Source organism: Pseudomonas sp. P4_B3, from assembly GCF_056402295.1.
This window is the reverse complement of the sequence record NZ_JBFUHR010000014.1, coordinates 114,009-136,982: the sequence shown is the minus strand read 5'-3', so window position 1 is coordinate 136,982 and position 22,974 is coordinate 114,009. Positions and strand designations below refer to the sequence as shown.

Sequence of the window (22,974 nt, the reverse complement as noted above, 5' to 3'; positions counted from 1 at the left end):
ATTGCCGCTTTTTTGGCTGTGCGTTTATTTTTCGCGCACGGCACCATTTTTCAGATGTGGGGATGTTTCCTTGGCAGTAAGTAATCTCGATATGCATGCTTTGTTCGTGCTGGGTGATTTGCGCGCAAAGCTGGTCAAGCAGTTTCAGTCACGTTTCGTTTACATCACCGAACAGAACGCTGAAGGCATCTACATTGCCGAAATCGACACCGAATCAGCCCTGGTGGTGGACGACAAACCCGGACTCAAGCTCAAGGTCGGTGATCATTTCAGCGCGTCCGTGCTGCCCAGTCGCGAAGGCGGCAAGCTGGACATCAAGTTCCGCGACATCAAACTGACGGTTTACGGAATTGGCGATTACGCCTTCGTGACCACGGCCGACGGTCAGGGGATAGTGTTCAAGGAAGGTCACAGCGTGGTGATGGTGTTTGCCGCCCATCAACAGCTGCAGGAAGGCCTGACCAAGACCCTCAAAGCCGTGACCGCCAAAGCGGCCAAGTGGCGCAAGGGCGAGCTGGTGACCTTCAAGGCCAGCGAGTGATGACCCTGACCCGCGCCGATTTCCACGAACAGAACCTGGCCAGCGCTCAAGACGAAGCGCGGCGGCTGTTCGGGCAGAAGGTCATTCTGCAAGGAGCCTGGCTGAATTGGGTGGCGTCACAGCTTTACCAACTGCAACCGGCGGCATACGCCAGCATGGTCAGACGCGAGCTGATGCGTTTGCAGGAAACCTGCGAAAACTGATCCACGCACCTCGAAAGCAGGAACCTCTACTACAGTCATTGGACTGAGTATTCAGAGGCTTGGCGGTCTACTGCCAGGCCATCCTGCTATTGCTGTGAACAGCACGAGGTGCAAAAGCATGAACGGATTTCGACGGTTGCTGGCTGCTGTCCTGGCCACTTTCGGTTTGCTGGCGATTCCCGCCCCGGTGTTTGCCGCCCAGGCGACGATCCACTTCGCCGACCTGAACTGGGAAAGCGGCAGCCTGATTACCGATGTCCTGCGCATCATTGTCGAGAAGGGCTACGGGCTGCCGACCGACACCTTGCCGGGCACCACCATCACCCTGGAAACCGCGCTGGCCAACAATGACATCCAGGTCATTGGCGAAGAGTGGGCCGGTCGCAGCCCGGTCTGGGTCAAGGCGGAAGCCGAAGGCAAAGTCGTCAGCCTCGGCGACACGGTCAAGGGCGCTACAGAAGGCTGGTGGGTGCCGGAATATGTGATCAAGGGCGACCCGGCCAAGGGCATCAAGCCGCTGGCACCGGACCTGCGCAGCGTCAGCGACCTGCCGAAATACAAAAACGTGTTCAAGGACCCGGAAGCCCCGACCAAGGGACGTTTCCTCAACAGCCCCATCGGCTGGACCTCGGAAGTGGTCAACAAGCAGAAGCTCAAGGCCTATGGGCTGGACGACAGCTACGTGAACTTCCGCAGTGGTTCGGGCGCGGCACTGGATGCAGAGATCAGTTCGTCCATTCGTCGTGGCAAGCCGGTACTGTTTTACTACTGGTCGCCCACGCCGTTGCTCGGCCGCTTCAAGCTGATACAACTGGAAGAGCCACCGTTTGACGCCGAAGCCTGGAAGACCCTGACCGACGCCGATAACCCCAACCCACAGCCGACCCGTTCCCTGGCCTCCAAGCTGTCGATCGGTGTGTCCACACCCTTCCAGAAGCAGTATCCGCAGATTGTCGAGTTCTTCGCCAAGGTCGACTTCCCGATCGCCCCCCTGAACAAAGCGCTGGCCGAGATGAGCGAGAAACATACACCGCCGCGTCAGGCGGCGCAGGCGTTCATGAAGGCTCATCCGGACGTCTGGCGGGCCTGGCTGCCCAAGGACGTGGCGGATAAAGTCTCCGCCGCCCTGTAGGAGCTGCCGCAGGCTGCGATCTTTTGATCTTGTCTTAAAAAAACAAAATCAAAAGATCGCAGCCTGCGGCAGCTCCTACAATGTTCAGTTCATATTCCTTTCAAGGATCTCTGAACCATGACTTTGCTGTTGGCTCAGTGGCTGGTGACGATCTTCGCAGTGATCAGTCTGGTGCATGTGTATTGGGCGTTGGGTGGTGAATGGGCGGCGGTGGCGGCGGTCCCGCAAGTGCCGCAGGAGGGCAGCGCGCAACTGCGACCGGCGTTCAAGCCACGAGGCTGGATCACGCTGGTGGTGGCCGGGCTGTTGCTGTTGATTGCCGCGCTGGTGTGCTTGCGGGTGGGTTGGTGGCTGCCACCGTTGCATCACTGGTCGTTGCAGTGGGTGATCAGCGCGATAGCGATTTTGCTGTTTGCCCGGGCCATTGGCGATTCGGAGCTGGTGGGTTTTTTCAAAGAGGTCAAAGGCTCGAAATTTGCCCGGCTGGACACCTGGGTTTACTCGCCGTTGTGTGTGGTGCTGGGGGCGGGGTTGTTGACGGTGGCCTGGGGCTGAGGCACATTGACAGGTCTATCGCTTTCGCGGGCAAGCCCGCTCCTACAGGAGATTTGTGAGCGACACAGCCCCTTGTAGGAGCGGGCTTGGTCCGGGCGGCGATCCGACGAAGAGGCCGGTTCAGACACCAAAAAACTTTGGTCTAACTACCGCTCTCGGTCCGCCGACTGCTCACTTCGGCCGGCACATCATCCCCGGCCATGCGTTTGCGAAACAGCGCCGCCCGGGCCAGCAGCAAGGTGGTCACCGGTACGGTAATCGCCAGCAGGATCGGAATCAGCCAGGCGTGCAATACCGGTGCGGACTTGAGCGCCGAAAAGTAGATGATCGACGCCAGCGCCACGCACCAGGCCCCAAGCGTCGAGGCCAGGGCCGGTGGGTGCATGCGCTGGAAGTAATCCTTCATGCGCAGCAGGCCCGTGGCGCCAATCAACGTAAACAGGCTGCCGAGCACCAGCAGGATCGCCACCGGGATTTCCACCCACAATGACAATGGCGTATTCATTCGATCACCTCACCACGCAGCAGGAATTTCGCCAGGGCGAACGAGCCGACGAAACCGAACAGTGCGATCAGCAGCGCCGCCTCGAAGTACGTGTCACTGGCATAGCGAATACCCAGCGCCAGCATCATCAGCATCGCGACGATATACAGATAGTCCAGCGCCAGGACCCGGTCCTGGGCCGACGGTCCCTTGAACAGGCGGACCAGGGTCAGGATCATCGCCAAAGAAAAGAAGAACAGGCTCAGCAGGATCGCGCTCGACAGCAACGGGCTCATTCGAAGATCTCCATCAAAGGACGTTCGTAGGTCGCCTTGAAGTGCTGGATGAACAGCGCCTCATCGTCCAGGTCGAAGACGTGCAACAGCAGAATGCTGCGGTCCAGCGCCAGCTCCGACCAGACCGTACCGGGCACCACCGTGGTGATCATCGACAGCGCGGCCAGGCCGTTGGCGTCACGCAAGTCCAGCGGCACCTTGATGAATCGCGAGCGGGGCGGGCGGCGACCGGCATTGAGCACGCTCCAGGCCACGGCGAGGTTGGACATCAGCACATCGCGCCCGACCAGCAGGACCAGGCGCAGGATCACTCCAGGTCGACGAATGCGCACCGGCAGCGGACGCAGCCTGCGCATCATCAATGGCGCACAGAACCCCAGCACCGCACCCAGCAGCAGGTTGCCGGGGCTGGTCGACAGGTTCAGCAACAGCCACAGCAGCCACAAGGCCAGCGACAGCAACGGTGCCGGAAACAGGCGCTTCATGGCTGCACCTCCTGCGGGGTTGCATGGGCCGGCGGGTTCGGTACAACGCGCGTGTCGAGCACCGCCATCACGTACTGCTGCGGGTTGTACAAGGCATCGGCGGCGGCCTGGGTGTAGCGCAGCAGCGGATCGGCCTTGAAGGTCAGCGCAATGCTCAAGCCCAGCAGGGCGAAGATCGGCACGCATTCCAGGCGTCGCAGCAGGGGCGAAGGACGTTCGGCTGGCGTCCAGAAGCGCTGGATACCCAAGCGCGAGAACGCGATCAGCGACGCCAACCCGGACACAATCAACAACACCAACAGGCCCCACGCGGCGTTGGAAACCGGTGTGTTGCCGCTGTTGCCCAGGCCCAGCGGATTGAGCAGGGCACCGATCAACCCGAGTTTGCCGATAAAGCCGGAGAGCGGCGGCATGCCGATGATCAGCAAGGCGCAGGCGATGAAGCTCAGGCCAAGAAACGCCATGGTCCAGGGAATCACCTGGCCGACCACGGCTTTTTGTTCGTCGTCGAGGTTGATGCCTTTGGGCGGATGCAGGGATTCCAGTGGCCGCGGCAGCAGTTCGGTTTCGTCTTCGAGCAGGATTTCGTTGGCCGAGCGCGAGCGTTCGATCAGTTCGGCCAGCAGGAACAATGCGCTCAATGCCAGGGTCGAGCTGAACAGGTAGAACAGCGCCGCGCCGACCAGGTTCGGCTGGGCGAAACCGATGGTCGACAACAGAATGCCCGCCGACACCAGAATGCTCAGGCTGGCCATGCGCTCCAGGCGTTGCGCGGCGAGGATCGCCATGGCGGCGCAGACGATGGTCGCCATGCCACCGTAAATCAGCCACTGCCCGCCATAGAACGCCGATGCCCCGGCCTGGGCGGAGAACAGCAGCGTCCACAGGCGCAGCAAGGTGTAGACGCCGACCTTGGTCATGATCGCGAACATCGCCGCCACCGGCGCACTGGCCGAGGAATAGGCCGGCACCAGCCAGAAGTTCAACGGCCACATGCCGGCCTTGGCCAGAAACGCGACGGCCAGAATCCCCGCGCCGGCGTGCAGCAAGCCCCGATCAGCTTCGGACACCAGCGGGATTTTTACCGCCAGGTCAGCCATGTTCAACGTGCCGGTGACGCCATAGATCAGCGCCGCGCCAATCAGGAACAGTGACGAGGCCAACAGGTTGATCGAGATGTAGTGCAGCCCCGACGACACCCGCGCCCGGCCCGAACCGTGGAGCATCAACCCGTAGGACGCCGCCAACAACACTTCGAAGAATACGAACAGGTTGAACAGGTCAGCGGTGAGGAACGCGCCGTAAAGGCCCATCATCTGGATCTGGAACAGCGCGTGAAAACTCGAACCGGCGCCGTCCCAGCGGGCCATGGCAAACAGCAGGGCACAGACGCCTATGATGCCGGTCAGCACCAGCATCAGTGCCGACAGGCGATCGACCACCAACACCAGGCCGAACGGCACTTGCCAGTTGCCCGGCAGGTACACACCGATGGAGCCGGGCACGCCGGTGGTTTGTGTCCATTGCCACAACGCCACGGCAATGCCCAGGCCGAGCAGGCTGGAGAACAGATTGATCTTCGCCTTGAGCGGCCGGTGCTTCTCGCCGAGCATCAGCATGATCGCGGCGGTCAGCAGCGGCAGCAGAATGGGTGCGACGATCAGGTGGGTCATCGCCATCATTCCCTGGGCTCCCGGCCATCCACATGGTCGGTGCCGGTCAGGCCCCGGGAGGCCAGCAGCACCACCAGAAACAGTGCGGTCATGGCAAAGCTGATGACGATCGCCGTCAGCACCAGTGCTTGCGGCAACGGATCGGTGTAATGCAGCAAGTCCTGCGGTACGCCGTCCTTGATGATCGGTTCCTTGCCGATGAACAGGCTGCCCATGCTGAAAATGAACAGATTGACGCCGTAGGACAGCAGGCACAGGCCCATGACCACCTGGAACGTCCGTGGGCGCAGGATCAGCCAGACGCCGGACGCGGCCAGTACGCCGATGGCGATTGCGATGACTTCTTCCATCAGACGACCTCCTTCATGGCAACGGATTTAGGCTGGGCAGCGGTTTTGTGACCCCGCACCGATTGGTGGGCGAGGGCTGTGAGGATCAACAGGGTCGAACCGACCACCACGCCGTATACGCCGATGTCGAAGAACAACGCGCTGGCCAGGTGAATGTCACCCAGCAGCGGCAACGAGAAATGCCAGGTGTGGGTGGTCAGGAACGGATAGCCGACCAGCATCGCACCCAGCCCGGTGGCCGTGGCAAACAGCAGTCCGGTGCCCATCCAGCGCAGTGGCCGCAGGCTCATTTGCGCCTCGACCCACTGCGTGCCGGCGACCATGTATTGCAGGATGAACGCCACCGACATCACCAGCCCCGCAACAAAGCCGCCGCCCGGTTGATTGTGCCCGCGCATGAACAGGTAGAACGACACCACCAGCGCCACCGGCAACAGCAGGCGCACCAGCACCGCCGGCACCATCATGAAGCCGAGTGCGGTGTCGCTGGCATGACGCGGGTTGACCAGGTCGGTGACCACGTCCGGTGCGAGCAAGCGTTGCTGGGCCGGCAGTTGCAGGCTTTCTTTCGGTGGGCGGAAGCGGCGCAGCAGGGCGAACACGGTCAGGGCCACGGCCACCAGCACCGTGATTTCACCGAGGGTGTCGAAACCACGGAAGTCCACCAGCATCACGTTGACCACGTTGCTGCCGCCGCCTTCGGGCAAGGCGCGGCTGAGGTAGAACGAGGAAATATCGTTGGGGGTCTGGCGCGTCAGCATGGCGTAGGCCAGCAACGCCATGCCGACACCGACCGCGGTCGACAGCAGCAAGTCGCGGATCCGCCGTACCCGCGCCCGGCGCAGACTGCCGGGCAACGGCGAGACTTCCTCGATCCGTCGTGGCAACCAGCGCAGGCCCAGCAGGATCAGCACCGTGGTCACCACTTCGACCGCCAGTTGGGTCAGGGCCAGGTCCGGCGCCGAAAACCAGACGAAAGTGACGCAGGTCATCAGGCCGCAGACGCTGACCATGGTCAGGGCCGCGAGCCGGTGATACTTGGCTTGATAGGCCGCGCCCAGGGCGCAGGCGATGGCCAGCAACCACAAGGTGACGAAGACGATCGACCCGGGGATTTTCGGCCGGTCGCCCCAGTGCAGGCTGCTGTGCAGCATGGGGATCAACCCGGCCAGCACGGCGGCGAACACCACCAGGAACAACTGCATTTGCAGGCGCCGGGTGCCAATCCGCGGCTCCAGGCGACGGGCCAGGCGCATGATCGCGACCAGCGCGTATTCGAACAGGTGCTTGCCGTCCAGGCGACCAATGACCGGCGGACGGTTGAAGCGTCCGCGCTTGAATTGATTGCGCAGCAGCAGATAGAGCACGGTGCCGCAGGACAATGCGATCAGGCTCATGATCATCGGCGCGTTCAGGCCATGCCAGATCGCCAGGCTGTACTCGGGCAGCGTGCCGCCGACCACCGGTTGCGCCGCCGTCGCGAGCAGCGGGCCGACCACCTGGGCCGGGAAGATCCCCACCAGCAAACAAGTGAACACCAGCAACTCGACCGGCGCGCGCATCCAGCGCGGTGGCTCGTGGGGCGTGTGGGGCAAGTCGGTCGCGGGCGGACCGAAGAACACATCCACGGTGAAACGCAGGGAGTATGCCACGCTGAAGGTACCGGCAATGGTTGCCACGATCGGCAAGCTGAGTTCGACCCAGCGGGTGGCATTGATGAACACGGTTTCGGCGAAGAACATTTCCTTGGACAGGAAGCCGTTGAGCAACGGTACGCCGGCCATCGAGGCGCTGGCGACCATGGCCAGGGTGGCGGTGAACGGCATCAGCTTGTACAGGCCACTGAGTTTGCGGATGTCGCGGGTGCCGCTTTCGTGGTCGATAATGCCGGCGGCCATGAACAGCGAGGCCTTGAAGGTCGCGTGGTTGAGGATATGGAACACCGCGGCGACGGCGGCCAGCGGACTGTTCAGGCCGAGCAACAGGGTAATCAGGCCGAGGTGGCTGATGGTCGAGTAGGCCAGCAAGCCCTTGAGGTCGTTCTGGAACATTGCGCAGTACGCCCCGAGCAACAGGGTGCAGGCGCCGGCGCCGCTGACGATGTAGAACCATTCTTCACTGCCCGAAAGCGAAGGCCATAGCCGCGCGAGCAGGAAGACCCCGGCCTTGACCATGGTCGCCGAGTGCAGATACGCCGACACGGGCGTCGGCGCGGCCATGGCGTGGGGCAACCAGAAATGAAAGGGAAATTGCGCACTTTTGCTCAAGGCACCGATCAGGATCAGGGGCAATAGAATCGGGTAGAGGCCATGGGCGCGAATCAGGTCGCCGGCGACCAGGACCTTGTCCAGGTCATAGCTGCCGACCACATGGCCGAGCAGCATGGCCCCCGCCAGCAGGCACAAACCGCCCGCACCGGTCACCATCAGCGCCATGTAGGCGCCGCGCCGGGCATCGGCGCGATGGTGCCAGTAGCCAATCAACAGGAACGAGAAGAGGCTGGTCAGCTCCCAGAAAAACACGATCTGGATCAGGTTGCCGGAGATCACCAGCCCGAGCATGGCGCCCATGAAGGCCAGGAAAAACGCGAAGAAACGCGGCACCGGATCGTTCGGCGACATGTAGTAGCGGGCGTACAGCGAAACCAGGGTGCCGATGCCCAGCACCAGCATGGAGAACAGCCAGGCGAAACCGTCCATGCGCAGGACGAAGTTCAGGCCCAGGCTGGGCAGCCATGAAAACTCTTCGCGAATGACGCCGCCATGGGCGATCTGCGGGTACAGGAATGCGACCTGAAGGGTGCCGATCAGGGCGATCAGGCCGGCTAGCAGAGATTCGGCGTTACGGGCATTGTGCGGCAACACGGCCGCCAAACAGCTGCCTATGAAAGGCAGAAGCAGTAGAACTATCAGGGACATAGGCTTCTAATCTGCGGAAGTTTGTGAAGCATCATACGTGCCAGCTCCCGGATCACCAAACGCCAAGCTGTCGCAGAATCCTACACGGTAGACGGAAAAGCCCTGATTCACATTGTTTCATTGGGAGGCAAAAAAGATCGCAGCCTGCGGCAGCTCCTACAAAGTACGCATTTCAATGTAGGAGCTGCCGCAGGCTGCGATCTTTTGATCTTTAATGTTTCAGTTGCCGCTTTCGCTTTCCAGCAGTTCATCAACCGTCGCAGCCTTACCCTTGGTCTTCAACTCACTGACTATCACCGCCGCTACAATCAACCCGGCCCCGACCAGGGCAATCGCCGGCAAACGTTCCCCGGCGATACGCCCGACAATCCCGGCCCATACCGGCTCACCGGCATAGATCAGCGTGGCGCGGGTCGGTGACACGCTTTTCTGTGCCCAGTTCATCGCCACCTGAATCGCCGCGCTTGCCGCCCCAAGGCCCAGCGCGCTACACAGCAGCAACCACGAGAAATCCGGAATCGCCTCGTTGGTCGGCACCACCATCAGGAACGACAGCACCGAAGTCACCGCCAGTTGCACCGCCGTCACCCGGCGCACATCGACCTGGCCGGCATAGGTGCTGATCAGGATGATCTCGGCCGCAATGGCCACGGCGCTGATCAAGGTGGCGATTTCACCGGAGCTGAAGTTGAACGCCGCACCGGACGGCCCGGACAACAGCATCAACCCGCTAAAGGCCAGCATGATGCCGATGCTGGGCATCAACCCCGGGCGCCGCCCCAGCACCAGCCATTGCAGCAACGGCACGAAAGGCACGTACAGCGCGGTAATGAATGCCGATTGGCTGCTGGGAATGCTCTGCAACCCGACCGTCTGCAAGCCGTAGCCGAGCATGATCGCCACGCCGATAAACGACCCCGCCTTGAGTTCGAACAAAGTCATGTCGCGCAGATGACGCCAGGAGAACAGGGCGACGATGCTCGCGGCGGCGGCAAAACGCAGGCCGACGAAAAACATCGGGCCGCTGACGGTCATCGCGTGCTGTACCAACAGGAAGGTACCGCCCCAGACCATCGTGATCAGCACCAGCACGCATTCAGCCTTGCTGAACCGTGTGAAACGGGAGGAAGCCTTTGGGGAGTTCACCAACGTCATGACCTTGCACGCTACTGGAGGGGGACGCACAATGCGTCGAATGTTGCGCAGTATACTGCCCAACCCCACCCAGTGAGCAATATAGTGCACAAAGATTCTACCCAACGGGCTTCGGTCCTCCAGCACGTCAGTCAAAACGTCCGTCGTTTGCGTCATGCCGCCGACCTGAGCCAGAGCGCGCTGGCGGAAAAGTCCGGTGTCAGCCGTCGAATGCTGGTGGCGATCGAGGCGGGGGAAAAGAACGTCAGCCTGACCACCCTCGACCGGGTGGCCGAAGCCCTCGACGTTGCCTTCAGTGATTTGATCCAGGCGCCCGACGCCCGCGATCCCAGTCGTATCAATGAGCTGGCCTGGACCGGTACGATCCCCGGCAGCAAAGCGGTGTTGCTCTCCAAGGCCCAGGCCAGCCGCGAAGTCGAGCAGTGGGAGTGGTGCCTGCAACCGGGCGAGGTGTATCCGTCGGAGCCGGACGCCGATGGCTGGAGCGAGCAGATTTATGTCTTCGAAGGTTGCCTGACCGTTATGCTCGGCGACCAGCCACAGCCTATCGCCGCGGGTGAATTCTTCATGTTCGCCAGCAACCAGCCGCACTGTTATCGCAACGACGGGGCGGTGGCGGCGCGGTTTGTGCGTAACGTGGTGATCTGAACAGGGAGAGCACGATGGACCAGACCTTGACCAATGACGCCGACATCCTGATTGTCGGCGGCGGCCTCAGTGGCGCGATGCTGGCGGCGCAGTTGATGCGCTTGCCGGGCCAGCGCCGGGTGCTGGTGATCGAGCCCCGGGCCGAGTTGGGGCGGGGCGAAGCCTACAGTGCGGTGGAACTGGGCCATACGCTCAACGGCAATGCGGCGCGGATGAGTGTCGATCCGGACAACGCCGACGACCTGACCCAATGGCTGACCGGGTACATCGCGGCGGGCGGCTGGCCGGAATCGGATCAGCAGCATGTGCCGATCAGCGAACTGTTTCCACCACGGGGCGTATTCGGCCTGTACGCCCGACAGCGCCTGGCCGAAGCACAGGCGGTGGGTGCACTGAACGGTTCGACGGTCGAGCATGTGCAGGCCGAGGCGGTCGATTTGCAAACCGATGCCGACACCGTGCGGTTGACCTTGAGCGATGGCCGATGCGTGCAGGGCGCGTTTGCGGTGCTGGCCACCGGAATGTTTCCCGCCGCGCGCACGCCACAAACCGAATCCAGCGGCTTGAATGCGGCCGCCCTCGATCCGTGGGACGTGGCGGCCATGCAGCGGCTCGATCCGCAATCGACGGTCATGATCATCGGCTCGGGCCTGACCATGGTCGACGCCGTGGTGTCCCTGGAACAGGCCGGGCATCGCGGGCCGATCGAAGTGTTTTCCCGCCACGGGCTGCTGCCCCATGTGCGTCGCCAGCCACCGGCCTGGGTGGATTTTCTCGCTGAGGACCTGAGTATCCGCACACCTCGCCAGCTGATGCGCGAACTGCGTCGACACTGCCGGGACGCTATCGCCCAGGGTATCGACTGGCAAGCGCCACTGGACACGGTGCGGGCACATATCTGCCGCTTGTGGCATCAGGCGACGGACGTGCAGCGTCGGCAGTTCGTGCGGCATGTGCGGCCGTGGTGGGAAAGCCATCACCACCGCTCGCCACCCTTGAGCGCCGAATTGGTGGAGCGCCTATATAAAGAAGGGCGGTTACGTATTCACGCGGCTTCGTTCAATGGGCTTGAGCCTTCGCGCAATGGCGAGGTGAGTATCCGCCTTCGACGGCGCGGCGAGGCGCAGACCAGTGTGGTCAGCGGTGCCGCCCTGATCAACTCCAGCGGTATCGAATACGATTGGCGCCGGGTCGCGCGACCACTACCCCGGCAATTGCTCGCCCGCGGCCTGGTGCGGCCGGGGCCTTTGGCCTTGGGCATCGCCGCAGAGGTCGATGGCGCGGTCCTGAACGCCGAGGGTCAGCCCGCGCGCCGTCTGTTTGCCATGGGCCCGCCGTTGCGCGGCATGTGGTGGGAAAGTACCGCCGTTACCGACGTGGCGAGCCAGGCCAAGGCGTTGGCCGAGCGGCTGACGGGACTCGTCGATCAGGTTGTGGGTCTGAGTACATATCCGTTGCTGCGGTAACGGCGGCTGGCGGTTTCGCCCTTACGGCGAGTCCCTTTGGCAAACGCCGGAGTGCCGGCCCAGCCCAAAGGAACCAAAGGTCTCGCCCCTTACGTACGGCCCCTCGCCAAGGCTCGGGGTTCCTTCGCTCCGGCATTCATCCGGGGGCATCGCCTCCGGTCGGCTTCGCTCGACCTCCTCTCGATGTGTTCGGCTGCGCCGAACGGCGCTGCGCGCCTACCCCCGGATGAGCGCCTCCACTCAGCCTTCCGAGGGGGCGGGTGGATCAAGATCAAGAGCTGCAGGCGAGCTAACGCTCGGCCTGATGAGTGGTGAGAAGCGAGGGTGTAGGCCGATCTGCCTTTGCTCTTCTGTAGGAGCGAGCCTGCTCGCGAAGGCGGCCTGACAGCCGACCTGATTTCGCGGATGTATCACTCCGTAGGAGCTGCCGAAGGCTGCGATCTTTTGATCTTGCTTGTAAAAAATAAAGGCAAAAGATCGCAGCCTCGTTGCACTCGACAGCTCCTACAGGGAAACACGCACACATCAGAACCAGGCCGGCCGGTAGGCCGCCTCGGGCGCTGTTGCGGTGTACGCCCCCTCGTGAGGCCGAGAGGAGGTTCTGCGCAGTGGGCAACCCGGCATGGATGCCGGGTTAGCCGCCCCCGGCCATGGATGGCCGATGGCGGCGGGCCCACGGAGCAGGACCGGAGCGAGGGTATGCCGAGCCACGGCGAGGCACCGAATGTCAGGGGCAAGAGCCCTTGGTTACTTGGGGCTCTTCCAAGTGACCCGCCGTAAGGGCGGAACCCTAAGTGGCCGTGACCGAAGAAATGGATATGTACACCCTCAAAAACCCACGTTGCCTGCCACGTCGCCATCGCGAGCTTGATGGCGGCCTGACAGTCGACCTGATTTCACGGATGTATCACTGCGTAGGAGCTGCCGAAGGCTGCGATCTTTTGATCTTGTTTGTAAGTAATAAAGCCAAAAGATCGCAGCCTCGTTGCACTCGACAGCTCCTGCAGGGAAATGCGCACGCATGAAGAACCATGCCGCCTCGGATGCTCGCACTCAGGGGCTTGAGTGATCACAACATCGGGTACAACCGGGACCCAATGTGGGAGCGAGCCTGCTCCGGGCGGCGTTCCGACGATGGCGGCTTGCGAGCCAGCCATTCACTTGCAGTTGTCCCAGCCCAATGGATTGAGCTTGGTTGGGCACCGCTCCAGTGATGGCAGCCAGACCACCGCTGGATTGCTTCCATCAATGCACCCGGCAAAAAACCGCGGCCCCCCACCTGAGGCCGCGGTTTTCCATAGGGTTGAAGCCGGCCCCATCAACCAATGTGGCTAATGGGGCGCGGGCTCAGTTGGCGATCACCGGCACTGTCCGCACGGAGCCTTGGGACGAGGTGATGGTGGCGGTCGGGTTCGCCGACGGAACGACCGTGGTGGTGGTGTTCACCGTCAACCGCCAGCGACCGTTCCCCTGTACGGTGGTGGTGCCCAGGGTGACCAGTCCGGTCGGAGTGGTCACCCTGATGGTGATGGTGTTGCCGGTGGTCACCGATGAAGTGCCGGCAAAGTCCCAGGTGAAGCGGTTATTGGAGCGGGCACTCACCGTTGCGGTGGTCACTGCGAAGGTTTCAACAGCAGGCCGTGGCGAGACCTGCACGGTGACCGTGGCCGGCGACGTCGACAGGGCGCCGAAGCTGTCCCGGGCGATGTAGGTGAAGGTCGTGGTGAAGGCCGTGGTGACGGTGGCCGGCGGAGTGTAGGTGAGCACCGCGCCGTTACTGCTGACAGTGCCGCGACCCGCCGCGGGTTGAGTGAAGCTGGCGACCGCTAGCGGCACGTTGCCTTCCGGGTCGGTGTCGTTGGCCAGCACGTTGATGGGGATCGCCACACCCGGTGTCGTGACGGCATCGGCGACTGCCACCGGAGGCCGGTTAGGCGCCACGGTGAGGGTCACGGTTGCCGAAGTCGTCGAGGCCAGGCCTTTGGCGTCCTGGGCCTTGTAGGTGAAGGTCGTGGTCAGCGGCGCGTTGACGACAGCGGGAGGGGTGTAGACCACCGCCGTAGTGCCGCTCAAGGCCACGGTGCCCTGGCCGGCGGCCGGTTGGGTCAGCGCGGTAATGCTCAGCGGCGTATTGCCGTCCGGGTCCCTGTCGTTAACCAGCAGATTGAGGGTGATCGGCACGCCGAAGCTGGTGCTGGCAGTATCGGCGACAGAGATCGGAGCCTGGTTCGCGCCGGTGTCCGGTGCCGTGCCGACGACTACGACCGGCTCGGTGTCACCGCCGCCGGCGGCGGATTTCACCGTAACGGTTGCAGGGGGTTGAGTCAGGTCAGCCACCGTCAGGCGTTGCAGGGTGCCGGTTTTCGACAGCCGTCCGTAACCCTGGGCGACCATGTCCGGTACCACCACTTCGTCGGTGGAGGTGGCCTCGATCAGCAGGCTGTGGTTGCTCCAGTCGTAACGAGCGGTCTGGATTTTCACCACGTCCGAGAGCTTGCCCGACACCGCGGTCGGGCGGGTGGTCCCGGCGGGGTTGGTGGCGGTGACCACCACGACCGCAGGCACGGTGCCGTTGGTCAGCAGATGCTGACCAAAGAACACGCCGTTGTTATCGCTCAGCATGTTGGTCTGGCAAGGCGACACAGGCGGGCCGGGTACCAGGGCGATGCTTTCGCGAAAGCACAGGGTCGAACCGTTGGCGGCTTGGGCAAACACTTCGACCCGGGTGTTGTTACCGCCCGTGCCGGCTATGCGGCGGTAGGTGGCACGGGTCATGTCCACCGCGGTTTGCGCGCGGTTGTCGAGTACCTTGCCGGACAGGGTGAAGAGGTTGGTCTGGATAGTCCCGGCCGGGGGTGTCGACGTTGAACACTTCGACGCCGTAGGGGTGGGTGATGACATAGGTGCCGGCGACGGGTACATCGATGCGAATACGGATACGGATACGGGCGAAGCTGATCTGGTCGCCCTCCAGCGGATCACCGCCACTGAAGGCAGCTTCGAGCGCCGAGACATCGGTCAGGTCGATGCCCCGGGCGGCATCGACGATGGTCGTTTCACCTGTGGCCCAGAACGCTTCGTCGGGGAAATTGGTCGGGAAGACCAACGGTTGGGTGTCGTCGAAAATACCAAGGGCAGGGATCAACGAGCACATGTAAGTCGGAGCGCCCGGCGCGCTGGCAACCCTGGAACTGACAGCCTTGGATAAACACAGGTCAAGGGTTCGGCCGTGGGTGTCCTGATATCAGGCGGCGAAATTGCCATTGGCTGGCAGGTAGGGTCCGGGGTCTACGGCAAACAGCGCTGCCTGGGCAATACCTTGGGCTAGAGCGGCCACGACCAGGGCGGTCGCGGTTTTGCACAGTAAAGGGTGCATGAGTATTCCCTCTATCGAAGTACCTGCCCCTTGGGGATGGGTCAGTTGGCAGGGAGTTTGGCAACTTCCATACCAATCAGCGAAAACGCCCGGGAGAGCCCCGGAGTAAAGGCGTTGGCGCAGTCGCGGCGCAGACCGGGAGGTTGGGAGACGGGCAGCTGTCCCCAACATTGGGGGTGGATAGGACGGCGGGGAGGGTGGGGAATCGCAGTCCCCAGGTTCGGGCAAACGGCTATGAGTGGGCTATAAACCTATAGGGGGTTTCCGGGAACCGTGTCCATGAACTCAATCACCAAAGTGCTTGTGACCGAAAGCGAAGCCCGCTTGAACACGCGCAAGCGGCCGTTCGATCTGCTGCGCTGGTTTTCGCTGATCAGCATGGCGGTGATCGGCACGGTGGCGGTGGCGCTGGGGGCGGTGTCCTCGCAGTTCGTGATTACCGAAAGCGTGCAGCGCGATGCGCTGTTGACCTCGCAATTCATTCAGGCGATTGCCTCGGTCGAGGTGCGCAATGTGTCGATTCCCAAGATCCGGACCATGGGCGAGTTGCTCGACCCACGAAAAGACAAGGACTTTCCTGACGTCGACCCGCTGTCAAGCGCCAGTGCCCGTGATGATTTCCTCGACCATATCGCAAATTTGCCGGACGTGATCCTGGCCAACATCTATGCCCCCGATCGCAGGGTGATCTGGTCGACCAACCCGGCCTTGATGGGCACCACGATCCATGGCGATGAAGACCTCGACCGGGCGTTCAGCTCCAGGCTTCCCGTGTCGACCAGTTACCACGATGTAGACAAATCCCGCGTGGAACAGAAGTTCGTGGAGCTCCCCAAGTACATCTTCATCGAAAACTACATTCCCCTGTTCGACGCCGATGGCAGCACCGTCACGGCGATGGTCGAGATTTACAAGGAACCGCAGGACCTGATCAACCGCATGGAGCGCGGCCTGGTGCTGATCTGGCTGGCGACCGCCCTGGGCGGCGGTCTGATTTACCTGGGTCTGTACTGGATCGTGCGGCGGGCGGCGATCCTGCTGGCGGCGCAGCAGAAGCAATTGATCACCAACGAGACCTTTGTGGCGCTGGGGGAGGTGTCCTCGGCGGTCGCCCACAGTCTGCGCAATCCGTTGGCGAACATCCGTTCAAGCGCCGAGCTGGCGATAGAGTTCGACAGCGGTCCGGCACACGGGAACATCAACGACATCATTGGTCAGGTCGATCGCATGTCGAAATGGGTACGGGAGTTGCTCCAGTCCCTGCGACCGCTCAATGACGAAGCTGAACCGGTGAATCTGGTGGCGGCACTGCATGACAGCCTGATGGCTTACGAGCATCAGATCAGCAAGGCCAAGGTCAACGTGGTGTTCGAACCGGATCAGACGCCCATGGTCCTGAGCCAGCAGGTGCAACTGACCCAGATCCTCAACAGCCTGCTGTCCAATGCGGTGGAAGCCATGGACAGCGGCGGTACGCTGACCATCCAGATCGAGCCGCGCGATGCCCAGCGCGTCAGCGTGAAGGTGAGCGATACCGGCAAAGGCATGAGCGAGGAGCAGCGCACATTGGCCTTCCGGCCGTTCTTTACCACCAAGCAGAGCGGGCTGGGCGTCGGGCTGGTGCTGGTCAAGCGGATCATGGAACGTTTTGGCGGTGCGGTGACCCTGGATAGTCGTGAAGGCGAGGGCACCACTGTCCGTCTGTTGTTTAATCTGGTCCCCTGAAAAAACGGGGATGAACTATCCCCCAATATTGGGTTTCAATCCCCGGTCATTTCCACGGCCATCGCACATTGATATTGGTAAGTCATTGTTTTGTAAAGTGTTAGTGCTTTTTTACAAGAAAATTACATAATTGGCGAGGTCCTTGCAGAACCCCCATCACCCCCATCACGACATCGAGGCGGCTGGTGATGGAAAAAAAAGGGCAGTACAACTTCAAACGTTCAGGACTGTTAACGCCCTTGAGCGTCCTGCCGCCGGCCGTGCAGCCCCGTTTTAATTACTCCAACAATAACAAGTCCAGCCCGTTGTTCGGTGCGCAGCCATCCACGCAACAACTGCTGTTGTTCGAAGCATTCGGTCCGGCAAAACCTGACCCCGCCACGCCGGCCGCGTCCTTGCCGTTTCCACCGGCGGCCACTGGTCCGTTGCCACAACAGGACGGGTCCTGAAGTGGTTGTCAAACCCTGAACAGGGAGGGCGTCGAGATGAACATGAGGCTGCATTCACCACGCTCACGAGCCTTGGGCATGCACCTGGTGCTGATGATGGTGACCGGTTTGCTGGCCAGCCAGCTGCTGGTCGCCAGCCAGCCGACGTCGACGCCCGCACCTGCTCCTGCATCCACTGCCGAACCCGCTGTCGTTGAAGCCGCCACCCCGTGGGGAGGCGACTATTTCCCCAACACCCTGCTGACCGACCAGGACGGTCAGCAGCTGCGTTTTTTCGATGACATGATCAAAGGCAAGGTGGTGGTGATCAACTTCATCTTCACCTCGTGCAGCGACTCCTGCCCCCTGGAAACCGCGCGCCTGCGCCAGGTGCAGAAACTGCTGGGGGATCGGGTCGGCAAGGACGTCTTCTTCTATTCCATCAGCATCGACCCCTTGAGTGATACCCCCAAGGTGCTCAAAGCCTATGCGCAACGCTTCCAGGTCGGGCCCGGGTGGAAATTCCTCACCGGGGAATTCGCCGACGTCACCGAGCTGCGCAAGAAGCTGGGGCTGTTCATCGAAGGCATCGATAACGGGCGCAACAAGGACCACAACCTCAGCCTGATCGTCGGCAACCAGGCAACGGGCCGCTGGATGAAAGCCTCGCCGTTCGAAAACCCGTGGATTCTGGCCGACCAACTGGCCAATACCTTGCAGAACTGGAAACAGCCCAGTGTGGAAGAAAGCTATGCCGATGCACCGCAAATCCGTCCGCCGAGCAATGGTGAAGAGCTATTCCGCACCCGTTGCGCATCTTGCCACAGCCTCGGTCCGCTGGACGGGCAGGGCATCGGCCTGCACAGCATCGGCCCGGACCTGATCGGCGTGACCCATCAGCGCGATCCGGCCTGGCTCAACCGCTGGATCCGCGAACCGGATCGCATGCTCGCGGAAAAGGACCCGATTGCGATGGAACTGTTCGATCGCTACAACAGGATCCCGATGCCCAACTTGCGGCTGGATGAGCGTTCCGTCCAGTCCATCATCGATTTCCTGCAGGAAGAAACCAACCGTCAGCATCCGCCGGTAGTGCCATTGGCCAGTGGTAACGAGGAGCCTGAACATCATCATTCGGTCGCGCAACCCGACATGACCCAGGTGCAATAGCGTCGAAATAGTTACGTGGGCCAGTCAATTGCTATCAATGTTACCTACACTGACTTGATACCCGGCTGGAAAGGCTCGATCTCAAAGACTCAGGACAAAGCCATGCAGATACTGGAACAACAAAAAGTAGCTGCGCCGCAGGCTCCGGCAGTACCGCGCAAGGGTTGGCGGCCGCAGTTCAACTTGCTGCGCTGGTTCTCCCTGGCAAGCTTTTTCATCATCGCCGTGGTGGCGCTGGGGCTGGGTTACATCTCCACGCGCTTTGTGGTCGATGAAAGCATCGAGCGCGATTCGATGCTGACTGCGCAGTTCATTCAAGCCATTGGCGAGGCCGAAATCCGTCATGCCAGGATTTCGCCGGGCAGAACCATGGGCGAAATGCTCGACCCACGCATGGACCATGCCGATTCCGACATCAACCCCGAAGCCCGGGCCGCCGCGCGCGTTGAGTTTCTCGACCATGTGGAGCATCTGCCGGACATCCTGCTGGCGACGGTGTACGCCCAGGACCGCACCGTGGTCTGGTCGACAAACTCCGAGTTGATTGGCATACGCATCGAAGACGACGAGGAGCTGGATGAATCCTTCGAAATGAAATCGCCGGTGTCCACCCGCTACCACGAGATCGATGAGGAGCGCCCCGAGCAACGCCTGCTGCGCGAACCGGAATACCTGTTCGTCGAGAACTACATTCCGATGTTCAATGCCGACAGAAGCAAAGTGATTGCCATGGTGGAGATCTACAAGGAACCGGTGGACCTGGTGGAACGCATCCAGCGTGGCTTCAAGGCGATCTGGCTGGCCACCCTGATCGGCGGGGCGGTCATTTACCTGGGGCTGTTCTGGATCGTCCGGCGCGCGGCGATACAGCTGCAGAGCCAGCAGAAACAGCTGATCGCCAACGAAACCTTTGTCGCCTTGGGGGAAATGTCCTCGGCGGTCGCCCACAGCCTGCGCAATCCACTGGCGAACATCCGTTCCAGCGCCGAACTGGCCCAAGGCATCGCCAGCCAGACCGCACAGAAAAACATTGGCGACATCATCAGTCAGGTCGACCGCATGTCGCGCTGGGTCCGTGAATTGCTGGTGTCGTTGCGGCCGATGAATGACGACTGTGAAACGGTCGACCTGGTGCTGGCCCTCGATGACACCTTGAGTGCCTTTGAGTCCCTGATCAAACGTTCGAACGTCGAAGTGCGCTTCTCTCCTGTCAGCGTGCCACCGGTCGTCAGCCAACAGGTGCTGCTCACGCAAATACTCAATAGCCTGTTTGCCAACGCACTGGAAGCCATGCCCAAGGGTGGCGTGCTGACGATCGAGATCGATTCCTCTGTGCCCGGCGACTTGAGCATGACCCTGACCGACACCGGCAAGGGCATGTCCAAACAACAGCAACAACTGGTCTTCAAGCCGTTTTTCACCACCAAGCAAGGTGGGTTGGGTGTGGGCCTGGCCCTGGTCAAGAGAATAATGGAGCGGTTTGACGGCTCGGTCGAACTGACCAGCCGGGAGCAGGAAGGAACCCGTGTTTGTCTCAATTTCAAAGTGGCAACGGGAGGGGCATATGGAGCACAGCATTCTGTTGGTCGAGGATGACGAAATCCTCGCCGAGAATATTCAGACTTACCTGGAGCGCAAGGGCTTCGAGGTGACCGTTTGCTACTCGGCTGAAGACGCACTGGAGCAATTGGGTGCTTTCGCTCCTGACGTGGTACTGACCGACAACTCGTTGCCGGGCATGAGTGGTCACGACCTGATCCAGAAGCTGCGCGTCAGCGCGCCGGATCTGAAAGTGATCATGATGACCGGCTACGGCAACGTCGAAGACGCCGTGGTGGCGATGAAAGAGGGCGCCTTTCACTACGTCACCAAACCGGTGGCCCTGCCGGAGCTCAAGCTGCTGCTGGACAAGGCCCTGGCTACCGACCGCATGGAGCGCACGCTGTCGTTTTACCAGGAGCGCGAAGCCCAGAAGTCGGGGTTGCAGGCGCTGATTGGCGAGTCGGCACCGATGGCATACCTCAAGGGCATCATCAGCCAGTTGCTCGACGCCGAACGGCGGATGGCCAACAGTGATCTGCCGCCGGTCCTGGTGGAAGGCGAGACCGGCACCGGCAAGGAACTGGTGGCCCGGGCCCTGCACTTCGACGGCCCGCGCAGCAAAGGCCCGTTCATTGAATTCAACTGCGCTTCGATTCCGTCCAATCTGGTGGAATCGGAACTGTTCGGCCACGAGAAGGGCGCCTTCACCGACGCCAAGGAGCGTCGCATGGGGCTGGTGGAAGCGGCCGATGGCGGCACGCTGTTCCTCGATGAAATCGGTGAAATGGACCTGCTGTTGCAAGCCAAGCTGCTGAAGCTGCTGGAAGACCGGACCATTCGCCGGGTCGGTTCGGTGAAGGAGCGCAAGGTCGATCTGCGGGTGATCAGCGCCACCAACTGCAATCTCGAACAAATGGTCCAGCAAGGCAAATTCCGCCGCGACCTGTTTTTCCGCCTGCGCATCATTTCGATCAAGGTGCCGCGCCTGTATGCCCGGGGTGCCGATATCCTGCTGCTGGCCCGGCACTTCCTGGGGCTGCATGGCAAACGCTACGGCAAGCCGAACCTGCATTTCAGTAATCAGGCCGAAGATTTGCTGCTCAGCTACAGCTGGCCGGGCAACGTGCGGGAATTGCGCAACATGCTGGAGCAAACCGTGTTGCTGGCGCAAAGCGACACCATCGCCGTCCATCAGTTGAACGTCTGCCTGAGCCTGGTGGATGAGCCACCTATGTTTCATCACGAGCCGCAACATTTCAGCGAACCGCGTCCCTCCTACAACGGCAACGAATCCATGAACCTGCCGGAAGTGGAGCGCGACATGGTGCGCAAGATGCTCGACAAGACCGACTGGAACGTCACCAAATCGGCACGCCTGCTGGGTCTTAGCCGGGACATGTTGCGCTACCGGATCGAAAAACTCGGCCTCGCCCGCCCGGACAAACGCCAGTGGTAAGGCTCACTGCAATACCTGGCCTTGCCTCATGCAGGACAGCACGCAACCGGAGTCCTGGACTTCCTGGTTCACGTAGACGCCATGTTCCGGATCGTAGCTGCGGACAAACACGCGAACCGTGGCGTCGGCCACAGTCGGCAGGCGCGAGTCGGAGAACACGTGCTCACTTGAAACCGGAATGAACTCCCCGGGTGCGGTCGGGAGGTACGAACCTGGTGGCACGATGCTCATGGACAGTGGTACGGGGTGCGCGAAGGGTTGGTCGGCGCCGTAATAGTTGAATTCACTGCTGTAGTTGGTGGTGTTTGGCATGTCGTCGGCGTGGGCGACGGCGGTCGCGCTCAGGCAGACGGCGAGCAAAAGCGTCAGATTGGTTTTGTTCATGGCAACACCTGCTAAATCGGTTTAACCACATTTCTCCCAAGGTCATTAACTATAGCTGCCGCCGTGGGCAGCCGTTGGTGCTGTGCGGATTACAAGTTCGCAACACCTGCCAGGAGGAGGTTGATCTAGACTCCGGCCGGTCAAATCGACGACCCGAACCCTGGAGCGTGCAATGGAACTGCCGACAAAAGAACAAGCCATCGCCAGTAACCGCGAGGCCTGGAATGACTCCGCCCGTCACCACAAAGCTTCCTGCGAATGGCAAGCCTTGTTGAAGGACGTGGCGCACGCGGATTTCTCCTGCCTGGATGACACCTTGACCGCCTTGCTGACCCAGACAAGTGTCGACGGCAAGGAGGTGGTGCAACTGGGCTGCAACAACGGTCGCGAAAGTCTGTCGCTGTTTGCCCTGGGCGCGCGTAGCGTGGTGGGCGTCGACCAGTCTGAAGCATTTCTCGAACAGGCACGGGAACTGGCGTCCCGCTCGCCCCATGCGCCGCAATTCATCGAAGCGGACATTCACCATTTGCCTGCGCAACTGCAGGAGCGCTTTGACCTGGCGCTGATCACCATCGGCGTCCTGAACTGGATGCCGGACATCGGCGAATTCTTCCGCCATGTGGCGTGCACGCTGAAGCCGGGTGGGGCGCTGGTGGTGTACGAAACCCACCCGTTCCTGGAAATGTTCGAACCCGAGGCTGCCGATCCTTTTCGCGTGTCCAGCTCATACTTCCGTCGCGAACCGTTCGTGCAGCACGAACCGATCGTCTACGAAGGCAAGGTCGAACAGCCGTCGGCGGCGTCCTACTGGTTTGTCCACACCCTGGGCGACTTCTTCAGCGCCGCCATTGCGGCAGGGCTGCAGATCCGTCACTTCAAGGAGTACCCGCACTCCAATCGCGAAGAACTCTATGACCGCTATCAGCAGCAGGTGGCGCAGTTGCCGTTGTGTTTTACGTGGGTGGTGGTGAAGCCAGCGACATAACG

Annotated in this window: 20 protein-coding genes and 2 pseudogenes; 12 read left to right on the top strand and 10 right to left on the bottom strand. The window is 61.5% G+C overall.

Features of this window, described 5'->3' with window-relative positions:
- The first annotated feature begins 70 nt into the window (after positions 1–70).
- From AC1DWG_RS17810 to AC1DWG_RS17795, 4 genes are all read left to right on the top strand, one after another.
- Complete coding sequence (locus AC1DWG_RS17810; RefSeq protein WP_007986246.1) at positions 71–541, top strand: hypothetical protein; 471 nt, start codon at positions 71–73, stop codon at positions 539–541.
- On the top strand, positions 541–744 hold the full coding sequence (locus AC1DWG_RS17805; RefSeq protein WP_477753129.1) for a hypothetical protein: 204 nt from the start codon (positions 541–543) through the stop codon (positions 742–744). The genes AC1DWG_RS17810 and AC1DWG_RS17805 overlap by 1 nt, the downstream gene beginning before the upstream one ends.
- A gap of 118 nt (positions 745–862) precedes the next feature.
- The gene (locus AC1DWG_RS17800; protein WP_477764920.1) at positions 863–1,876 is read left to right on the top strand and encodes an ABC transporter substrate-binding protein; all 1,014 of its coding nucleotides are present in this window, start codon (positions 863–865) and stop codon (positions 1,874–1,876) included.
- Positions 1,877–1,993: 117 nt separating this feature from the next.
- Positions 1,994–2,431, top strand: a complete 438-nt coding sequence (locus tag AC1DWG_RS17795) for a DUF3995 domain-containing protein (protein ID WP_477764919.1) — start codon at positions 1,994–1,996, stop codon at positions 2,429–2,431.
- A gap of 142 nt (positions 2,432–2,573) precedes the next feature.
- Here the strand turns inward: AC1DWG_RS17795 and AC1DWG_RS17790 are convergent, their stop codons facing one another.
- From AC1DWG_RS17790 to AC1DWG_RS17760, 7 genes are all read right to left on the bottom strand, one after another.
- On the bottom strand, positions 2,574–2,936 hold the full coding sequence (locus tag AC1DWG_RS17790) for a Na+/H+ antiporter subunit G (protein ID WP_477764918.1): 363 nt from the start codon (positions 2,934–2,936) through the stop codon (positions 2,574–2,576).
- On the bottom strand, positions 2,933–3,211 hold the full coding sequence (locus tag AC1DWG_RS17785; RefSeq protein WP_414925130.1) for a K+/H+ antiporter subunit F: 279 nt from the start codon (positions 3,209–3,211) through the stop codon (positions 2,933–2,935). Before AC1DWG_RS17785 ends, AC1DWG_RS17790 begins: the two co-directional genes overlap by 4 nt.
- On the bottom strand, positions 3,208–3,696 hold the full coding sequence (locus tag AC1DWG_RS17780; RefSeq protein WP_477753127.1) for a Na+/H+ antiporter subunit E: 489 nt from the start codon (positions 3,694–3,696) through the stop codon (positions 3,208–3,210). The genes AC1DWG_RS17785 and AC1DWG_RS17780 overlap by 4 nt, the downstream gene beginning before the upstream one ends.
- On the bottom strand, positions 3,693–5,378 hold the full coding sequence (locus tag AC1DWG_RS17775) for a monovalent cation/H+ antiporter subunit D (protein WP_477764916.1): 1,686 nt from the start codon (positions 5,376–5,378) through the stop codon (positions 3,693–3,695). The genes AC1DWG_RS17780 and AC1DWG_RS17775 overlap by 4 nt, the downstream gene beginning before the upstream one ends.
- Positions 5,375–5,719: a Na+/H+ antiporter subunit C gene (locus AC1DWG_RS17770; RefSeq protein ID WP_007973781.1), complete on the bottom strand. Its 345-nt coding sequence runs from the start codon at positions 5,717–5,719 to the stop codon at positions 5,375–5,377. The genes AC1DWG_RS17775 and AC1DWG_RS17770 overlap by 4 nt, the downstream gene beginning before the upstream one ends.
- A complete protein-coding gene (locus tag AC1DWG_RS17765; RefSeq protein WP_477764915.1) occupies positions 5,719–8,637 on the bottom strand; it encodes a monovalent cation/H+ antiporter subunit A in 2,919 nt (972 codons plus the stop codon). The genes AC1DWG_RS17770 and AC1DWG_RS17765 overlap by 1 nt, the downstream gene beginning before the upstream one ends.
- A 219-nt stretch (positions 8,638–8,856) precedes the next feature.
- Positions 8,857–9,882 (bottom strand): DMT family transporter, encoded by a 1,026-nt coding sequence (locus AC1DWG_RS17760; RefSeq protein ID WP_477764914.1) that lies wholly within the window; start codon positions 9,880–9,882, stop codon positions 8,857–8,859.
- On the opposite strand from AC1DWG_RS17760, the gene AC1DWG_RS17755 reads away from it, so the two are divergent.
- Together AC1DWG_RS17755 and AC1DWG_RS17750 are read left to right on the top strand one after the other, a co-directional pair.
- A complete protein-coding gene (locus tag AC1DWG_RS17755; protein WP_477756461.1) occupies positions 9,877–10,440 on the top strand; it encodes a helix-turn-helix domain-containing protein in 564 nt (187 codons plus the stop codon). The genes AC1DWG_RS17760 and AC1DWG_RS17755 overlap by 6 nt on opposite strands.
- Positions 10,441–10,454: 14 nt before the next feature.
- A complete protein-coding gene (locus tag AC1DWG_RS17750; protein WP_477788102.1) occupies positions 10,455–11,906 on the top strand; it encodes an FAD/NAD(P)-binding protein in 1,452 nt (483 codons plus the stop codon).
- Positions 11,907–13,253: 1,347 nt separating this feature from the next.
- Here AC1DWG_RS17750 and AC1DWG_RS17745 read toward each other — a convergent pair.
- Both AC1DWG_RS17745 and AC1DWG_RS17740 read right to left on the bottom strand, forming a co-directional pair.
- On the bottom strand, positions 13,254–14,681 hold the full coding sequence (locus tag AC1DWG_RS17745; RefSeq protein WP_477788101.1) for an Ig-like domain-containing protein: 1,428 nt from the start codon (positions 14,679–14,681) through the stop codon (positions 13,254–13,256).
- Between the two features lie 70 nt (positions 14,682–14,751).
- Positions 14,752–15,282 (bottom strand): annotated as a pseudogene (locus AC1DWG_RS17740) (hypothetical protein); the annotation flags it as partial.
- A 279-nt stretch (positions 15,283–15,561) separates the two neighbouring features.
- Between AC1DWG_RS17740 and AC1DWG_RS17735 the strand changes: the two are divergent.
- The 5 genes and pseudogenes from AC1DWG_RS17735 (at position 15,562) to AC1DWG_RS17715 (ending at position 21,603) form a co-directional block, all read left to right on the top strand.
- Positions 15,562–17,007: a sensor histidine kinase gene (locus AC1DWG_RS17735; RefSeq protein WP_477764911.1), complete on the top strand. Its 1,446-nt coding sequence runs from the start codon at positions 15,562–15,564 to the stop codon at positions 17,005–17,007.
- A gap of 242 nt (positions 17,008–17,249) precedes the next feature.
- Positions 17,250–17,447, top strand: a pseudogene (locus AC1DWG_RS17730) (hypothetical protein); the annotation flags it as partial.
- A gap of 45 nt (positions 17,448–17,492) precedes the next feature.
- Positions 17,493–18,605 (top strand): SCO family protein, encoded by a 1,113-nt coding sequence (locus tag AC1DWG_RS17725; protein ID WP_477756086.1) that lies wholly within the window; start codon positions 17,493–17,495, stop codon positions 18,603–18,605.
- A gap of 102 nt (positions 18,606–18,707) precedes the next feature.
- Positions 18,708–20,201, top strand: a complete 1,494-nt coding sequence (locus tag AC1DWG_RS17720) for a sensor histidine kinase (protein WP_477764910.1) — start codon at positions 18,708–18,710, stop codon at positions 20,199–20,201.
- Positions 20,170–21,603 carry a sigma-54-dependent transcriptional regulator gene (locus tag AC1DWG_RS17715; protein ID WP_477764909.1) on the top strand — a complete coding sequence of 478 codons (1,434 nt, stop codon included), beginning with the start codon at positions 20,170–20,172 and terminating at the stop codon, positions 21,601–21,603. Before AC1DWG_RS17720 ends, AC1DWG_RS17715 begins: the two co-directional genes overlap by 32 nt.
- A 3-nt stretch (positions 21,604–21,606) precedes the next feature.
- Here AC1DWG_RS17715 and AC1DWG_RS17710 read toward each other — a convergent pair whose 3' ends face one another.
- The gene (locus AC1DWG_RS17710) at positions 21,607–21,987 is read right to left on the bottom strand and encodes a hypothetical protein (RefSeq protein ID WP_477764908.1); all 381 of its coding nucleotides are present in this window, start codon (positions 21,985–21,987) and stop codon (positions 21,607–21,609) included.
- A gap of 172 nt (positions 21,988–22,159) precedes the next feature.
- Here AC1DWG_RS17710 and AC1DWG_RS17705 point away from each other — a divergent pair, with 172 nt between their 5' ends.
- Entirely contained in the window at positions 22,160–22,972 is an 813-nt protein-coding gene (locus AC1DWG_RS17705) for a class I SAM-dependent methyltransferase (RefSeq protein ID WP_477788100.1), read from the top strand.
- Positions 22,973–22,974 lie beyond the last annotated feature (2 nt).

What these genes read in the sequence shown, in the direction of transcription:
- AC1DWG_RS17805 (WP_477753129.1), top strand. Translation starts at nt 541, where the DNA reads ATGACCCTGACCCGCGCCGATTTCCACGAACAGAACCTGGCCAGCGCT.
- AC1DWG_RS17800 (WP_477764920.1), top strand. Translation starts at nt 863, where the DNA reads ATGAACGGATTTCGACGGTTGCTGGCTGCTGTCCTGGCCACTTTCGGT.
- AC1DWG_RS17795 (WP_477764919.1), top strand. Translation starts at nt 1,994, where the DNA reads ATGACTTTGCTGTTGGCTCAGTGGCTGGTGACGATCTTCGCAGTGATC.
- AC1DWG_RS17790 (WP_477764918.1), bottom strand. Translation starts at nt 2,936, where the DNA reads ATGAATACGCCATTGTCATTGTGGGTGGAAATCCCGGTGGCGATCCTG.
- AC1DWG_RS17785 (WP_414925130.1), bottom strand. Translation starts at nt 3,211, where the DNA reads ATGAGCCCGTTGCTGTCGAGCGCGATCCTGCTGAGCCTGTTCTTCTTT.
- AC1DWG_RS17780 (WP_477753127.1), bottom strand. Translation starts at nt 3,696, where the DNA reads ATGAAGCGCCTGTTTCCGGCACCGTTGCTGTCGCTGGCCTTGTGGCTG.
- AC1DWG_RS17775 (WP_477764916.1), bottom strand. Translation starts at nt 5,378, where the DNA reads ATGATGGCGATGACCCACCTGATCGTCGCACCCATTCTGCTGCCGCTG.
- AC1DWG_RS17770 (WP_007973781.1), bottom strand. Translation starts at nt 5,719, where the DNA reads ATGGAAGAAGTCATCGCAATCGCCATCGGCGTACTGGCCGCGTCCGGC.
- AC1DWG_RS17765 (WP_477764915.1), bottom strand. Translation starts at nt 8,637, where the DNA reads ATGTCCCTGATAGTTCTACTGCTTCTGCCTTTCATAGGCAGCTGTTTG.
- AC1DWG_RS17750 (WP_477788102.1), top strand. Translation starts at nt 10,455, where the DNA reads ATGGACCAGACCTTGACCAATGACGCCGACATCCTGATTGTCGGCGGC.
- AC1DWG_RS17745 (WP_477788101.1), bottom strand. Translation starts at nt 14,681, where the DNA reads ATGACCCGTGCCACCTACCGCCGCATAGCCGGCACGGGCGGTAACAAC.
- AC1DWG_RS17735 (WP_477764911.1), top strand. Translation starts at nt 15,562, where the DNA reads ATGAACTCAATCACCAAAGTGCTTGTGACCGAAAGCGAAGCCCGCTTG.
- AC1DWG_RS17725 (WP_477756086.1), top strand. Translation starts at nt 17,493, where the DNA reads ATGAACATGAGGCTGCATTCACCACGCTCACGAGCCTTGGGCATGCAC.
- AC1DWG_RS17720 (WP_477764910.1), top strand. Translation starts at nt 18,708, where the DNA reads ATGCAGATACTGGAACAACAAAAAGTAGCTGCGCCGCAGGCTCCGGCA.
- AC1DWG_RS17715 (WP_477764909.1), top strand. Translation starts at nt 20,170, where the DNA reads ATGGAGCACAGCATTCTGTTGGTCGAGGATGACGAAATCCTCGCCGAG.
- AC1DWG_RS17710 (WP_477764908.1), bottom strand. Translation starts at nt 21,987, where the DNA reads ATGAACAAAACCAATCTGACGCTTTTGCTCGCCGTCTGCCTGAGCGCG.
- AC1DWG_RS17705 (WP_477788100.1), top strand. Translation starts at nt 22,160, where the DNA reads ATGGAACTGCCGACAAAAGAACAAGCCATCGCCAGTAACCGCGAGGCC.